Origin of the sequence: Catenulispora rubra (assembly GCF_015356825.1) — a bacterium.
In the GTDB taxonomy this organism is placed as follows: Bacteria; Actinomycetota; Actinomycetes; order Streptomycetales; family Catenulisporaceae; genus Catenulispora; species Catenulispora rubra.
Genome location: NZ_JAACYW010000289.1, coordinates 1 through 14,362, shown reverse-complemented (window position 1 = coordinate 14,362; position 14,362 = coordinate 1). Strand labels below are relative to the sequence as shown.

10 protein-coding genes are annotated in these 14,362 nt (G+C 71.1%); 1 reads left to right on the top strand and 9 read right to left on the bottom strand.

What is annotated here, in order from left to right; all coding sequences use genetic code 11:
- From GWK61_RS61110 to GWK61_RS44505, 7 genes are all read right to left on the bottom strand, one after another.
- On the bottom strand, positions 1–882 hold an 882-nt coding region (locus tag GWK61_RS61110), incomplete at its 3' end, for a chaplin (RefSeq protein ID WP_194918533.1).
- A 297-nt stretch (positions 883–1,179) separates the two neighbouring features.
- Positions 1,180–1,365 carry a chaplin gene (locus GWK61_RS44530; RefSeq protein WP_194918535.1) on the bottom strand — a complete coding sequence of 62 codons (186 nt, stop codon included), beginning with the start codon at positions 1,363–1,365 and terminating at the stop codon, positions 1,180–1,182.
- Positions 1,366–1,561: 196 nt separating this feature from the next.
- The gene (locus GWK61_RS44525) at positions 1,562–1,978 is read right to left on the bottom strand and encodes an acyl-CoA thioesterase (RefSeq protein ID WP_194918531.1); all 417 of its coding nucleotides are present in this window, start codon (positions 1,976–1,978) and stop codon (positions 1,562–1,564) included.
- Between the two features lie 104 nt (positions 1,979–2,082).
- Positions 2,083–2,889, bottom strand: a complete 807-nt coding sequence (locus GWK61_RS44520) for an ArsR/SmtB family transcription factor (protein WP_194918529.1) — start codon at positions 2,887–2,889, stop codon at positions 2,083–2,085.
- A gap of 231 nt (positions 2,890–3,120) precedes the next feature.
- On the bottom strand, positions 3,121–4,806 hold the full coding sequence (locus GWK61_RS44515) for a peptide-N4-asparagine amidase (protein ID WP_194918528.1): 1,686 nt from the start codon (positions 4,804–4,806) through the stop codon (positions 3,121–3,123).
- A gap of 48 nt (positions 4,807–4,854) precedes the next feature.
- Positions 4,855–7,164, bottom strand: a complete 2,310-nt coding sequence (locus GWK61_RS44510) for a glycoside hydrolase family 95 protein (RefSeq protein WP_194918526.1) — start codon at positions 7,162–7,164, stop codon at positions 4,855–4,857.
- Between the two features lie 48 nt (positions 7,165–7,212).
- Positions 7,213–8,412 carry an MFS transporter gene (locus tag GWK61_RS44505; protein WP_194918524.1) on the bottom strand — a complete coding sequence of 400 codons (1,200 nt, stop codon included), beginning with the start codon at positions 8,410–8,412 and terminating at the stop codon, positions 7,213–7,215.
- A gap of 160 nt (positions 8,413–8,572) precedes the next feature.
- Here GWK61_RS44505 and GWK61_RS44500 point away from each other — a divergent pair, with 160 nt between their 5' ends.
- The gene (locus GWK61_RS44500; RefSeq protein ID WP_194918521.1) at positions 8,573–9,361 is read left to right on the top strand and encodes an arylamine N-acetyltransferase family protein; all 789 of its coding nucleotides are present in this window, start codon (positions 8,573–8,575) and stop codon (positions 9,359–9,361) included.
- Between the two features lie 431 nt (positions 9,362–9,792).
- On the opposite strand, the gene GWK61_RS44495 is transcribed toward GWK61_RS44500, so the two are convergent.
- Entirely contained in the window at positions 9,793–13,143 is a 3,351-nt protein-coding gene (locus GWK61_RS44495) for an error-prone DNA polymerase (RefSeq protein WP_194918519.1), read from the bottom strand.
- On the bottom strand, positions 13,143–14,362 hold a 1,220-nt coding region (locus GWK61_RS44490), incomplete at its 5' end, for a DNA polymerase Y subunit UmuC family protein (protein WP_194918517.1). The genes GWK61_RS44490 and GWK61_RS44495, both read right to left, overlap by 1 nt.

The following is a 14,362-nucleotide window of genomic DNA, read 5'->3' as shown; positions in this document are numbered from 1 at the left end:
GGTGAACGTGGTCGGCGGCGGGGTGGTCGTGGTGGGGGGCGCGGACGGCGTGTTGTTCGCGCACGTGTTGCCCTCGGCGTCGTTGCCGACGCCGACCACGTTCACCGAGTCGCCGCACACGTTGACCGGCACGGAGATCGGCAGCTGGACGGTGTTCCCGGACAGGATGCCGGGCGAGCCGACCGAGCTGCCGGTCGCGGCCGCGCCGCCGGTGGAGGAGCCGCCGCTGTTGTGGCAGTGGTTGCCCTTGGCGCCGTTGCCGACACCGACCACGTTGACGGTGTCGCCGCAGAGGTTGACTGGGACGTCGACCGGGACCTGGACGGTGTTGCCGGAAAGGATCCCCGGCGAGCCCACCGAGCTGCCGGCGGCCGTGGCGCCGCCGTTGCCGCCGCTTCCGCCGGTCGTCGCGCCGCCGCCGTTGTGGCAGTGGTTGTCCTTGGCACCGTTGCCCACGCCGACCACGTTCACCGAGTCGCCGCAGACGTTTACCGGGATGTGCACCGGCGCCTGGATGGTGTTCCCGGACAGGATCCCGGGCGAGCCGACCGAGCTGCCGGCGGCGGTCGCACCGCCGCTGCCGCTGCCGCCGGCCGTCGCGCCGCTCGCGCTGGCGCCGCCCTCGTTCGAGCAGTGGTTGCCGGCCGCCGGGTTGAGCAGGCCGATCACGTTCGCCGTCACGCCGCAGACGTTGATCGGGATGTCCACCGGGATCTGGATGGTGTTGCCCGAGAGGATGCCCGGGGAGCCGGCGGTGGTGGTGCCGGAGTCGCCGGAGGCGGCGCCCGAGGCGTCCGCGTGGGCGAACCCGGCGCCGCCGGTGGCGAGCAGGCCGCCGGTGGTGAGCCCGAAAACGATCCGCCGCTTCACTTGCGATTGCATGAAAGCCCCTGCCTTGTTCCGTCTGTCGTTACTTCAGACGAGCCGATAGACCTATCCGGCTAACGAGGCGGATTGCGGGAGGTTTTTCGGACTAAACCCGGAATCGTTCGTACGAGTGAATACCGGTACCTCGGGGGCAACCCTGCGCCGAGCCGCTCGTCAGCGCGCGCGGATCGCCGTGTTGTCGCACCTCAGAGCATTCCCAGGGCTTCGAAGGAAGGAACCGGGCGTGAAAAGGGGCGGCCCCGAGAACCCGCCAGGGATCCTCGGGGCCGCCACGGCGCGCCGCGCGGGCTGTCAGCCGTTGACGCAGGTGTTGCCGAACGCCTGGTCCAGGATGCCGATGACGCTCACGGTCAGGCCGCAGGCGTTCACGGGCACCTCCACCGGAACCTGGATGGTGTTGCCCGAGACGATGCCCGGGGAGTCCTGGGCGGAGCCGTGGGCGGTGGCCTCGGCGCTGGCCATGCCGGCCCCGGCCATCACCAGACCGCCGGTGGCGGCGACAAGCGCGGCGATCTTCTTGGTCTTCAGCACTGGTACTTCCTCCTGTGTAGCGGCGGCACCGATCACGTGCCGCTCGTCCGGAGAAACGACCACCTGTCACCGGGCGAAACGCCCAGCGACCGCCGATCAACCGATCTGGTGAAGGTCCGACTTGTGGGTGGTTGGACGACTCTCAGATCCCCAGAAATCCCGGATCGCTCGCCACCGCCGCCAGCCGCTCGGCCGGGTTCGGCACCAGCTTGCGCGCCTGGAGGTCCAGGATGCCGCCGACCACCACGATGTCGGCGCAGACCGTGCCGTCCTTCTTCAGGATCTGCTGCTTGAACTGGTAGACCTTGCCCTCGGCCCAGATGAGCTCGCAGGTGACGTCCACCTCGTCGGCGCCGCGCAGCTCGCGCAGGAACTTGACGTTCACCTCGACCACGATCGGGCCGATGCCGCCGGCGATCAGGTCGTTCTGCCGGATGCCGGCCGCGCGGAGCAGCTCCCAGCGCGCGTGCTCGGCGTACTGGAGGTAGACGGCCTGGTTGAGGTGGCCCTGGGTGTCGAGTTCGTAGCCTCGGACGGTGACGGGGACCGAGAAGACCATGGTCGTCTCCTTGCTGGGGCGTGAGCAGCGTGCGGTGGCGCTGGGCGGACAGGCGTCAGGGGCGATCATGGTGATCGCCCCTGTCATGTTACCGGTCGGTAGCTTCAGTTCTCCTCCGACAGCGGCTCGCCGGTCTCCAGCAGCGACTTCAGGCTCGCCACCACGGCCGGCCAGCCGTGGCTGACCATCTCGGCGAACTTCGACCCGGGCTCGAAGCCGTCGTGCACGACGGTCAGCTTCACCACCCGCCCGGCCTCCTCGTCGATGGTGAAGGTGACCTTCGAGCGGGCCTCGCCGGAGAGCTTGGCCAGCGTCTCGTCGTCCCACTCGAAGCGCTTGGCCAGCTCCGGGGTGACGGAGTGCCAGGTGTAGGAGAGCTTGCTGTAGGGGTCCGCCTCCAGCACGACCTGCTCCGGGTCGGTGATCACGACACCGTGGTTGTCCCAGGTCATCGGCGAGCCGACCTTCCAGTCGGTGCTGAACTCGGTGGACCAGTAGCGCTGGGTGAAGGCGGGCTCGGTCAGGGCCTGCCAGAGCTTCTGCGGAGTGGTACGGATGTAGGTGGTGTAGACGAAGGTCGGGGCGTCCATCGGGGTCTCCTCCAAGGCGAGTTTCAGGTCCGCCAGGGCTTGGACCCTGGCCTGGTCGAAGCGGCTGATCCAGCGGTGGGCGAGCTCGTGCACGGGCGCCGCGTTGAGGTAGTGCAACTTCTCGCGGCCCCGCCACACGGTGGTCACCAGCCCGGCCTCCTCCAGCACCGTGAGGTGCTTGCTGACGGACTGCCTGGCCATCTCCAGGCCGGCGCACAGCTCACGCAGCGTCTGCCCGTTGCGGGCGTTCAGCGTGTCGAGCAGCGCGCGCCGACTCGGGTCGGCCAGCGCCTTGAACACGTCGTCGAACGCGTCGTCCATGCCCGCCCACACCTCCGGTTCGCCGAGCTTCGATATGCAGCCTTTCGGCTGCCTTTAACTTAGGCAGCCAGATGGCTGCATGTCAAGCGAACGGGGCAGACACAGATCGTGCAGGCACAGATCGTGCAGGCACAGATCGTGGGGCCCGGACCAGGCCGTCTCAGCCTGGTCCGGGCCCCACGATCAGACCTCGATTCGGAGCCGGAGCTCCCCGGTTACTCGCCTACTCGCCTACCTGCCGAAGCACCCCGTCTGGAAGTCCTGCGTCACATAGCCGTGGTCGGCGACGATGTAGTGGCCGTAGCACCCGGACCGGTCGGCGCCGACGTACAGCTCGGAGTCCGAACCGTCCGCCGCGGTCACGACGCCGTTCACGCGCTGCAGACCCCCCTTGGCCTGCACGTGGTCGTCGACCGCGGAGATCGGCTTCCACGCGTTGCCGTGGTCGGTCTCGGTGCTGGTCAGCTGGCGCGTGACGCTGACCTGCCCGTTGACGGTGTACGAGTCCGAGTTCGCGCCGGGGATGTAGGTACTGGTCATGTCGATCGGGTACGACCAACTGTCGTTCCGCACCTGCCGGTTCCCCAGCCCCGGCCCACGGCCGGTGGTGGTCTGGGTCCAGCCGGAGTCCCGCTGCTTCACGGTCTGCACCGTCCCGGCCTGCGCGACGTCGTCGGAGTTCGAGTACGCGCTGTGCCGCACCACGCTCGTGGTGATCCGGCCGTGCGAGGTGTCGACGTAGCCGGCGACCGTCCAGTCCCGCTTCACCGCCGCGGTGATCAGGTCGCTGCCGTCGGACTGCGGCGCGACGGTGTAGTTCACGTCCGGCGACGGCGTGATCGTGTCCTGCGTGACCGCGCCGGAGGTCTGCGCCGAGCCGGCGTCGACGTTCACGAACAGGCTGCCGTCCATCAGCCACGTGTCGCTGATGTCCGAGGGCGGCACCAGGGTCACGGTGTGCGGCTTGCCGTCGGCCAGGACCCCGGCGAACGGCGTCAGGTCCAGGTCGTACGGCTGGGTCCGGAACGCGTCGATGCTCGGGATCGGCCGCCACATCAGCGGGCTGACGCCGCCGGTGTAGATCACCGGGAACGGCTGCGCGGTCCCGGCCGACTTGCCGTCGATGTCGACCTGGACCTCGCGGTACGTCCCGCCGCCGCAAAGCCCTTCGCTGGAATGCGACGCGGCGTAGGAGTCGGGCACGTTCGAGTACCAGAACTCCTCACACCCGCCGCCGCGCGCGTACAGCTGCAGATCGGCGCTCTCGGTGTTCCGCGGCAGCGTCACCGTGGCGCTCGCGGTCTGCCCCTTGGTCAGGCTGTACCAGCCCGCCGCCGACGTGCTCTGCGAGATCGGCACGACGACATCGCTGTGCGCCGCGGCCGGATTGTGCTTGTCGGCCTGGTAGTACGTCACGGTCATCGTCATGTGATATGTGGCGGTGTACGTACTGTTCACGATGTTCCCCAGGTCCACCACCACCGGCTGCGGCGTCCGCAGCAGCGGGATGAACGCCGAGATGTCCTGGTCGACATGCCAGCTGATGCCCGCCGGATCGGGCTCGGGGGTGCTGGTCCGGAACACCTCCGAACCGCCGATCCACACCCCGGCCAGCCGGTCGTACTGCCGCCCCGCGGCGTTGCCGGACCAGTCCAGCACCACCTTCGACCACGGCCCGGGACAGTTCGCCGGCGGCGTCAGGGTGCCGACGAAGGGCTGGCCGTAGCTGTTGGCGAAGTCGTGCTGCATCGCCGTGACCGTGCAGCTCGGGGTGTCCGGCCGCGCGATCGGCGGCAGCGCCGTCACCGGGTTCTGATAGTTGATCTCCAGCGTCGGCGCGGCGGCCGCGGCGGTGCCCGCGAGCGTGCCGGCGACGAACATGGCCGCGGCGGCGGCCAGAACCAGGGGTCTCCACATGGCTGACACCCTGGCGCGGGCCATTGCTCGACACAAGAGCTGGATCCCTTATTTGATCTCTTCTTTCCATGTGTATGTGCGGCCGGCTTCCAGGTCGGCCCGCACGCTGGGGCCGAACAGGGACGAGCGAATCTCAAGCGCCAGGTCGTGGTCGGCCGTCAGCGAGACCTCCGTGGCCTTCCCGTCGGCCCAGGCGAGGTCGACGCGGACGCCGCCGCGGGCCCGCAGGCCGCTCACCGAGCCGTTCGGCCAGGCGGCGGGCAGTGCTGGCAGGATCTCGATCTCGCCGAGCTCCCTGGTCTCCCCGGCCTCCCCGGCCTCGCCGACCTCCCCGATCTCGCTGCTCACCAGCATCTCGGCGATGCCGGCCGTGGCGCCGAAGTTGCCGTCGATCTGGAACGGCGGATGCGTGTCGAACAGGTTCGGCAGAGTACTGACAGCGAGTTGTTCGGCGAGCAGCCGGTGCGCGCGGTCGCCGTCCCGCAGCCGCGCCCAGAAGTTGATTATCCAGGCCTTCGACCAGCCGGTCCCGCCGTCGCCGCGGGCGTTCAGGATGGCGCGCGCCGCCGGGGCGAGTTCCTCGTCGTACCGGCCGTCGATGGCCGAGCCGGGATGCAGCGCGTACAGCTGGGAGACATGGCGGTGCTGGTTCTCCGGATCGTCGAGGTCTGCCTTCCATTCCTGCAACTGGCCCCAGGATCCGACGCGCAGCCCGGGATCCAGGTCCTCGCAGGCGTTCTTGAGGCGTTCCCAACGGTCGGTGCCGGGCTCGTACATGCCCGCGAGGCCGACCGTGGTCTCGAGCAGCCCGTGCACGATCTGCTGCGCCATCGCCGCACCGGCCGTGTATTCGCCCTGCTCCGGGGAGAAGCTCGGGTTCACGACCAGCATGCCGTCGCGGGGATCGCGGCGCAGGTTCGCGAGCCAGAACTCGGCGGCCTCCATCATCGCCGGATACGCGCGCTCCCGCAGGAAGTCCTCGTCCATCGTGAACCGGTAGTGCTCCCACAGGTGCAGGCACAGCCAGGCCGCGGCCTCGGGGAACCAGAACGACTCCGGCCAGTCGTGCACGCCGGTGAAGCCGAAGGGGTTGGTCTCGTTGTGGACCACCCAGCCTTCGGTGTCGAACATCTTGCGGGCCGAGACCCGGCCCGGCTCGCGCAACGCCTCGATGAAGTCGAACAGCGGCTCGGCGCACTCCCCCAGCGCGCACGGCTCGGCCAGCCAGTAGTTCATCTGCAGGTTGATGTTGACGTGGTAGTCGGCGGACCACGGCGGCGTCGGGGAGGCGTTCCAGACCCCTTGCAGGTTCGCGGGCAGGAGGTTCCCGGGGCGGGAGGAGGCGATGAGCAGGTAGCGGCCGTGGTCGAAGAACAGCTGCTCCAGGGCGCGGTCGGCGTCCTGGTTCGAGTCCTGTGTGCCGTAGGCGGCCAGGAGGCGGTCGGTGGGGACGTCGTCCGGCAGGCTGCCGCCGAGGTCCAGGACGACGCGGTCGAACAGGGCGCTGTGGTCGGCGACGTGCGCGGCGTGGAGGTCTTCGTAAGCGGTGGTTGCGGCTTTGGCGACTGCGTCGGCGACCGGGCCGGACGGGTCGATTCCGTTGCGGTAGGCGGGATAGGCGGCGGCGTAGTCGGTCGCGGCGGCCAGGACGATGACGATCTGATCGGCGCCTTCGACGGTGAGGCGGCCTTCGTGCGCGGTGAGGCGGCCGCCTTGCGGGATCACCTTGATCCGCGCGGCGTGGCGCAGGCCGTTGTCGTCGAGGGCGCCGTGGATGACGATCGTGGCGTCCTCGGTGGTGATGTGGGTCGCGGCGATGCCCGGTTCGTAGCGAAGGACGCAGTCGAGGGCGCCGGGCCGGTCGACGGTCAGTCTGCCGACGAGGACGCCGGCCGGGTGGCTGACGAAGTACTCGCGGCGGTGGCAGACGCCGTCGGCTTCGAAGGTGACGCCGGCGAGGGCGTCGGAGATGTCAAGGGTGCGGCGGTAGTTCTGGACGCTGCCGGTCAAGTCGTCCAACGTCGGGAACTCGATGATCAGGTCGCCGTAGTTCTGGAAGCTGCCGAAGCCGGTCTTGGGCTGCCCGAGCAGTTCGGTGACGGTCTGCTTGGGCAGGAAGCCCTCTTCGTCGATCCGCCGCCGTACCTCCTCCAGCGCGCCGGGCCGGGGTTCGCGCCAGTCGCCGTGGTCGTAGCCGGGGTGCCCCGGTCCCCCGGTCCACAACGTCTTCTCGGTGAACTGGACGCGCTCGGCGGCGACCCCGCCGAAGACCATCGCGCCTATCCGGCCGTTCCCGATCGGCAGCGCCTCGCGTTCCCAGTCGGTCGCCGGGGCGTCGTACCACAGCAGGTGTTCCATGGTCTGCGATCCTGCCGTCTGGACGACGCCCCCTGCCATGCAGTCTTGTCAGGCGTATACCGGAGTTTCGACCGGCCCCTCGGACTCCGGCTGGTGCAGGTAGCGGCGGCCGGCGAGCTGGACGAGCACCGCGGCGCCGATGCCGGCCACGGCGGTCACGGCCGCGGCGGACAGGCCGGCGTGCGCGATCACGAAGCCGCTGATCGCCGCGCCGGTGGCGGCGCCGACCTGGAACAGCGTGATCAGCCAGGCGAAGGCCTCGGTGGCGGTGCCGGGCGGGGCGAACTCGCCGGTGAGCATGAACAGCACGGTCAGCGACGGTGCGAAGCAGACGCCGGAGACCACCATGATCGCCACCATCAGCGGCGGCGCCGGGACCAGGAGCAGCAGGGCGTAGGCGGCGCCGAGGCCGAGGCGCAGCGCGAGCAGGTGGCCGGTGGCCGAGCCGCGCCACTTGCGCGCGCCGTAGACCAGGGCGCCGATCAGCGAGCCGAAGGCGTTGATCGCCATCAGGGTGCCGGCGCCGCCGGGGAACTTGTGGTGCTCGGCGTAGTCGACGAGCACGACGTTCAGCGTGCCGATCGCGATGCCCAGGCCGATCAGCGAGGTCAGCAGCACCACCAGGCCGGGGCTGCGCAGCGGTCCGAGCCAGTGCGCCTCGCGCGGCTCCGGGCGCCAGCCGCGCACCGGCCGGGTGGTCGCGACCACCAGCACGCCGAGCACGCCGAGCGCCGCGCCCAGCCACAGCGCCGCCACCGGCGAGGCCCAGGCCACGCACCCGGCGACGACCAGCGGCCCGGACACGAAGATCAGCTCCTGCGCCGCGGAGTCCAGCGAGTACGCCGAGGCCAGGCCCTCGGCCGGCACCAGCGAGGGCCACAGGATGCGGATGCACGGCTCCAGCGGCGGCGCGGCGGCGCCGGCCAGCACCACGCCGAGCAGCACGGTCGGCCGGTTCCCGGGCGCCAGCGCCAGGATCGCGAAGCCGGCGCCGGAGGCCGCGGCGGCCGGAACCAGGACCCTGACTTGGCCGACGCGGTCCACGAGGCGGCCCAGGACCGGGCCGCCGACCGCGGCGGACACCGCCAGGGTGCCGGAGGCGATGCCGACGAAGCCGTAGTCCATGCCCGAGCGGCGCAGGGCCAGCGGGATCATGAGGATGGACATGCCACCGGGGAGGCGGCCGATGAGGGAGCCGGTGAGCAGGCGGGTGATAAAGGGTAGGCGGAGGAGAGCGAGGTAGCCCAAGGGGGATCCTTGTGTCGAAACGGCCGAACGATCTTTAGCCGCGTTCGGGGCAGGGGTTGCCTACGCCAGGCATGTTCTCATATCCGGGGTAGGGGTCAATAGTCGGTTTCGGGCATGACCAGGCCTTGCGACGGACGGTGAAAGCTGGCAGAAATGACCCATGCCGGAGCTGAGCGCCGATGACGTCACCGCCTACCTCGACCGGATAGGTGTGGCCGGTCCCCTGAAGCCGGACGCCGACACGCTGCGGCTGCTGCACCGCGCGCACGTGACGACGGTCCCCTTCGAGAACCTGAGCATCCACTTGGGCGAGGAGATCTCGCTGGAGCTCGACGCACTGGTCGACAAGATCGTGACGCGGCGCCGCGGCGGGTTCTGCTACGAGCTGAACGGGCTGTTCGCGGCACTGCTGGAGGCGGTCGGGTTCGGTGTGGAGCGGCTGGCGGCGCGTACGTACTCTGCGGAACTCGGGGCGTTCACCAACCGGCCCTTGGACCACTTGGCGCTGCGGGTCACCGACGCGGCCGGCGAGGTGTGGCTGGCCGACGTCGGCTTCGGCAAGCACAGTGAGCTGCCGCTGCGCTACGCCGAGCGCGGGGAGCAGGCCGACCCGTTCGGGACGTTCCAGCTCGTGGAGACCGCCGACGGCAGCCTCGACGTGCTGCTCGGCGGCGCGCCGGAGTACCGCGTCGACCCGCGCACGCTGGCCCTGGCGGACTTCGAGATGGGCCGGTGGTGGCAGGTCACGGCGCCGGCGTCGCTGTTCCGCCGGAACCTGATGTGCACGCTGCCGACGTCGGACGGGCGGGTGACGCTGAACGGGCGGAGGCTACTGGTGACGGATGCGGATGGCAAGCGGGAGCGGGTGTTGAGGGATGATGCGGCGGTGCTGGGGGCTTATCGGGAGTTTTTCGGGGTGGTGTTGATGGTGGTTCCGGCGGTGGTGTGAGGAGCTATGTGTGGGTGGTTACCTCGCAGGGGGACGCAGTTCGGTTGAACGAGTCATTTCGCACTGGCGACTGGCGGTATCGGTGTACACGACCACGCATGAGCCCGAGTCACTGCGCACACGTCATGTGGGCGGCTGACGGCCGCGTTTGGTGGGCGCCTTGAGGCCTCTGGCGGGCTTCCTCGACGAGGGGGCGACCCGCGCGACCTCCTTGAGGCGGCGGCCCGCGACTGTTCGGCTTTCTATCCGCTGTTGCCTGCGTCGCGCTGCCCGGTGGCGGCGCTGCTTGTGGTCGCCAAGGTCCTTCGGACCCCCTAACCACGGCACCAGCCACGCTCGCCCGTAGCCGTCCGTAGCGGCCAAGGCGCCGGCGCCGGTTCCAAATGCCGCACCCGCATACAAGCTCGTCGTTACAGAGCGCGGCGGTCCTCTCATCGGAAATCCCGAGCCTTCCGCCCCACCCCCGCCCGCAGCGCCTCGATCCGCCCGGCGACCACGTTCACCGCACCGTCGGTGCGCTCCAACGTTCCGTGGATCAGCAGTGCTCCGTGCTCCAGTGCGACGCGGCGCTGCGCTTCCCACACCGGGGGCGGGCAGATCACGTTGATCAGGCCGGTCTCGTCCTCCATGCTCAGGAAGCAGGTGCCGTGTGCGGTCGGGGGCCGTTGGCGGTGCGTCACCAGGCCTGCGACGCGGACCAGGGTGCGGTTGCGGGCGGTGCGCAGTTCGGCGGCGGGGGTCACGCCGCGTAGTGCCAGGCGGGGGCGCAGGTGGCCGATCGGGTGGTCCTCCGGGGTGGTGCCGGTGGCCCAGAGGTCGGCCAGCGTGACCTCGACCGGGGTGAGCGGGTCCAGTTCTGGGACCGTCGTGCCGGGTGCGGTGCCCGGCAGGTGGCCGGCGGTGGTGCCGGCCAGTGCGCCGGCCGTCCACAGTGCCTCGCGGCGGTCCAGGCCGAAGCTGCCGAAGGCCCCGGCGGTGGCCAGCGCCTCCAGCGTTGAGCGGGACAGGCCGGTGCGCACGATGAAGTCCTCGACGCCGGTGAACGCGCCTGCGGCCTCGCGTTCGGCGACCACCCGCTCGGCCGCGTCGTCGCCCAGGTCGCGCACGCTGCTCAGGCCCTGCCGGATGGCCGGCTGCGGGATCGGCGAGGCGTGCGGGTGTCGGCGCCGGGATCGGGAGCCGTTCCGGTACTGCGTGTCAGGGCTCTGCAACGTGGCCTTCGCCCCGGAGGCGTTCACGTCGACCCGCTTCACCTGCACCCCGTGCCGCCGCACGTCCGTGATCAGCGATCCGGGGCTGTAGAAGCCCATCGGCTGGTTGTTCAGCAGCGCGGCGGTGAAGGCGGCCGGGTAGTACCGCTTCAGGTAGCAGCTGCACCACACGATGTAGGCCATCGACACCGAGTGCGACTCCGGGAATCCGTACCCTGAGAAGGCGTGCAGCTTGGCGTAGATGTCCTCGGCGACCTCGCCGGTGATGCCGCGCTCGGCCATCCCGGCCAGCAGCCGCCCCCGCAGCTCGGCCATCCGCTCCGGCGAGCGCTTGGAGCCCATGGCCTGCCGCAGCCGGTCGGCCTCGGCGGCGCTGAACCCGGCCGCCGCGATCGCCATCTGCATCGCCTGCTCCTGGAACAGCACCACCCCCAGCGTGCGCCGCAGCACCGGCTCCAGCGCCTCGTGCGGGTAGCTGACCTCCTCGTCGCCATTGCGCCGCCGCAGGTACGGGTGCACGGCGCCGCCCTGGATCGGCCCGGGGCGGATCAGCGCCACCTCGACCACCAGGTCGTAGAACTTCCTCGGCTTCAGCCGCGGCAGGGTCGACATCTGCGCGCGCGACTCGATCTGGAACACCCCGACGGTGTCGGCGTCCTGGATCATCTCGTAGACGGCCTCCGCCTCCGGGTCCCCGTCCTGCGGCAGGTCGTGCAGGCCCAGGCGGGTGCCGTGGTGCTCGGCGATCAGGTCCAGCGCCTCGTGGATCGCGCCGAGCATGCCCAGGCCCAGCAGGTCGAACTTCACCAGCCCGGCGGCCGCGCAGTCGTCCTTGTCCCACTGCAGCACGGTGCGCCCCTCGCGCCGGGCCCACTCGATCGGCACCACCTGCGCCAGCGGCCGGTCCACGATCACCATGCCGCCGTTGTGGATGCCCAGGTGCCGGGGCCGGCGCTGCAACTGCCCGGCCAGCTCCAGCACCTGCTCGGGGACGCCCTGCGAACCGTCCGGGACGCCCTCGTGCGGCCCGATGCTGCCGGCCCAGGCGTCGACGGTGCCCGGGGAGTACCCCAGGACGCGTGCCGAGTCGCGCAGCGCCAGCCGGGCCCGGTAGGTGATCACGTTGCAGACCATGGCCGCCCGGTCGCGTCCGTACTTGGCGTAGACGTGCTGGATCACGTCCTCCCGCCGCCCGGCCTCGATGTCGACGTCGATGTCCGGCGGCCCGTCGCGCACCGGGGACAGGAAGCGCTCGAAGACCAGGCCGTGCCGGACGGAGTCGACGCTGGTGATGCCCAGCGCGAAGCAGACCGCGCTGTTGGCGGCCGAGCCGCGGCCCTGGGCCAGGATGCCCTGGGTGCGGCAGAACTCTGCGATGTCGTAGACGATGAGGAAGTAGCCGGGGAACTTCAGCTCCTCGATGACGTCGAGTTCGTAGGCGATCTGCTTGTAGGCCTTGGGATTCCGGCTCTCCGGGCCGTAGCGTTCGGACGCGCCGAGGTATGTCAGGTGTCTGAGCCAGCTGGCTTCGGTGTGGCCGTCGGGGACGGGGTAGTCGGGCAGCTGCGGCTCGATGGTCTTGAAGTCGAAGGCGTGGTCGGCGGCCAGTTCGGCGCTGCGGACCACGGCCCGGCCGAACTCGTGCACGGGGAAGCGCGCCAGCATCTCGGCGCCGCTGCGCAGGTACGCGGTCGGCGCGCCGGGGAGCCAGCCGTCCATCTCGGCGAGGGTGCGGCGGGCCCGGAGTGCGGACATCGCGGTGTGCAGGCGGTAGTCGGCGGGGCGGGCGTAGTGGACGTTGCCGGTGGCCACGGTCGGCAGCCCGTGGCGGGTGGCCAGGCGGGCCAGCAGGCGGTTGCGGGCGTCGTCCAAGGGCTGGTCATGGTCGGTGAGCTCGACCACGACGCTGTGCCGCCCGAACAAGTCCATCAGCTTCCTGAGTTCGATGTCGGCCGCCTCGAAGCCAGTCTCGTTCAAGCCGTGGCGCTCCAATGCCTGGCGGACAGTGCCCTTGCGGCAGCCGGTCAGGATGGTCCAGTCCCCCTCACTCGCCGCTTCGGCCAGATCGTCAACGACATAGACCGGCTTGCCCTTCTCCTTCCCCGCCAGCTGCGCCTTGCCGATGGCCGCCGACAGCCGCCGGTAGCCCTCGGCTTTGCGCGCCAACACCAGCAGATGGCTGCCGGCCGGATCCGTGACGCCGGTGCGCGCCGCGGTCAGCTCCAGCGACAGCTCGGCGCCGAAGACCGTGGCCAGGTCGGCGTCCTCGGCGGCCTGCTTGTACTGCATGGCGCCGGCGAAGCCGTCGTGGTCGGTGACGGCCAGGCCGTGCAGTCCCAGGCGGGCGGCCTCGGCGACCAGTTCGGCGGGGCTGGAGGCGCCGTCGAGGAAGGAGAAGTGGGAGTGTGCGTGGAGTTCGGCGTAGGGCGGGTCGAGCTTGGCGGTGCGGCGGGGCACCGCCGCCGCCTCCGCATCCGGCTCCGGGGCAGCCTGTTCGGCCTCGCCGTAGCGGCCCCACGCCAGGCGTTTCTCCAGTTCGCGCCAGGTGATGACCGGGTTGAAGGTGCCCATCAGTCGTACACCGCCTCGACGAACCAGCGGCCGTCCTGCACGATCAGCAGCCAGGCGCGGCCGTCGGCGGTGACGGCCTGGAACCGGGCCCGCCGCACCGCCGCACCCGGCTCCCACCACCGCTCAGTCAGCGGCCAGGGCCCGGCCCACGACAGGATCCTGAGACGCTCGCCGGTCCCGGACAGCGTCAGCAGCTCCGGCCGGGCGGAGATCCGCAGGCGTCCGGAGACGCCGACCGGGCTGCCCGCGGCGTCGGCGACCTCGGCCGGGCGCGGCTCGCGCGGGACGTCGGCGGGCGCCGGCGCCGGGAGCGCGGCCGGCCAGGGTGCGGGCTCGGGGCCGGGATCGGGCGGCGGCAGGTCGCCGTAGGGGGTGCGGACGCCCTGGTCGGCCGGGCTGCGGCCGCCGCCGTCGGCCGGGAGGGTGACGGCGTTCGGGCCGTACATCGCCTGCAGACGCTCGGCGGCGCGGGCGATGCGGTCCGGGGCCTCGTCCGCGCCCCACAGGCCGGGCTGGACGCCGCGGGCCGGGACCAGGTGGTCGGGGATGAGGCGGAGGCGGGTGATGCCCTGGTCGGCGGTGGGAGCGGGCTCGGCCCGGTCGGCGGCAGAGGCATGGCCGGCCGCGGGGGAATCAGTGGCCTGATTGTCTGCCTGAAGCTTCGTCTGCCATCCGGACAGCTGCCAGCGCACCCGCTCGGCGACCGCCGTGCTCGACAACAGCCCCTCGTGCCGCCACAGCCGGTAGGAGACCTCCGGTTCCGCACCGGGACCGGCGCTGCCGTGGATCTCCACCGCCACCCGCACCCCCGCCACCCCGGCTTGCGCGAGCACCGCGTGAAGCTCGTCGGCGAGCGCCTTGGCGGCGAACACGATCCGCTCCGAGCCGTCGGCCGGCGGATCGAAGACCGCCTCCACGGATAAGTCAGGGCCCTGACGCAGCGGTGCGGGCGGCCGCGCGTCCAGCCCGCGGGCCAGCCGGTGCGCCGCCACGCCGTCCGCGCCGAAGCGTCCGGCCATCGCGTCCGCCGGCAGCTCGGCCAGCCGGCCCAGGGTCTGCACGCCGAGCCGGGACAGCGGGTCGACCAGGTCCGGCAGGTCCAACACGGTGGTCGGGAACGACGCCAGGAACTCCGCGGTCCGCCCCGGCACCACGCGCGTGTCGGTGCGCGCGGCCAGCGCCGCGGCGAACACCCCGTCGGCGACGCCCACCCCGGCCC

Coding starts and splice junctions, on each gene's coding strand:
- GWK61_RS44530 (WP_194918535.1), bottom strand. CDS start 1,365: ATGGCCGGGGCCGGCATGGCCAGCGCCGAGGCCACCGCCCACGGCTCC.
- GWK61_RS44525 (WP_194918531.1), bottom strand. CDS start 1,978: ATGGTCTTCTCGGTCCCCGTCACCGTCCGAGGCTACGAACTCGACACC.
- GWK61_RS44520 (WP_194918529.1), bottom strand. CDS start 2,889: ATGGACGACGCGTTCGACGACGTGTTCAAGGCGCTGGCCGACCCGAGT.
- GWK61_RS44515 (WP_194918528.1), bottom strand. CDS start 4,806: ATGTGGAGACCCCTGGTTCTGGCCGCCGCCGCGGCCATGTTCGTCGCC.
- GWK61_RS44510 (WP_194918526.1), bottom strand. CDS start 7,164: ATGGAACACCTGCTGTGGTACGACGCCCCGGCGACCGACTGGGAACGC.
- GWK61_RS44500 (WP_194918521.1), top strand. CDS start 8,573: ATGCCGGAGCTGAGCGCCGATGACGTCACCGCCTACCTCGACCGGATA.
- GWK61_RS44495 (WP_194918519.1), bottom strand. CDS start 13,143: ATGGGCACCTTCAACCCGGTCATCACCTGGCGCGAACTGGAGAAACGC.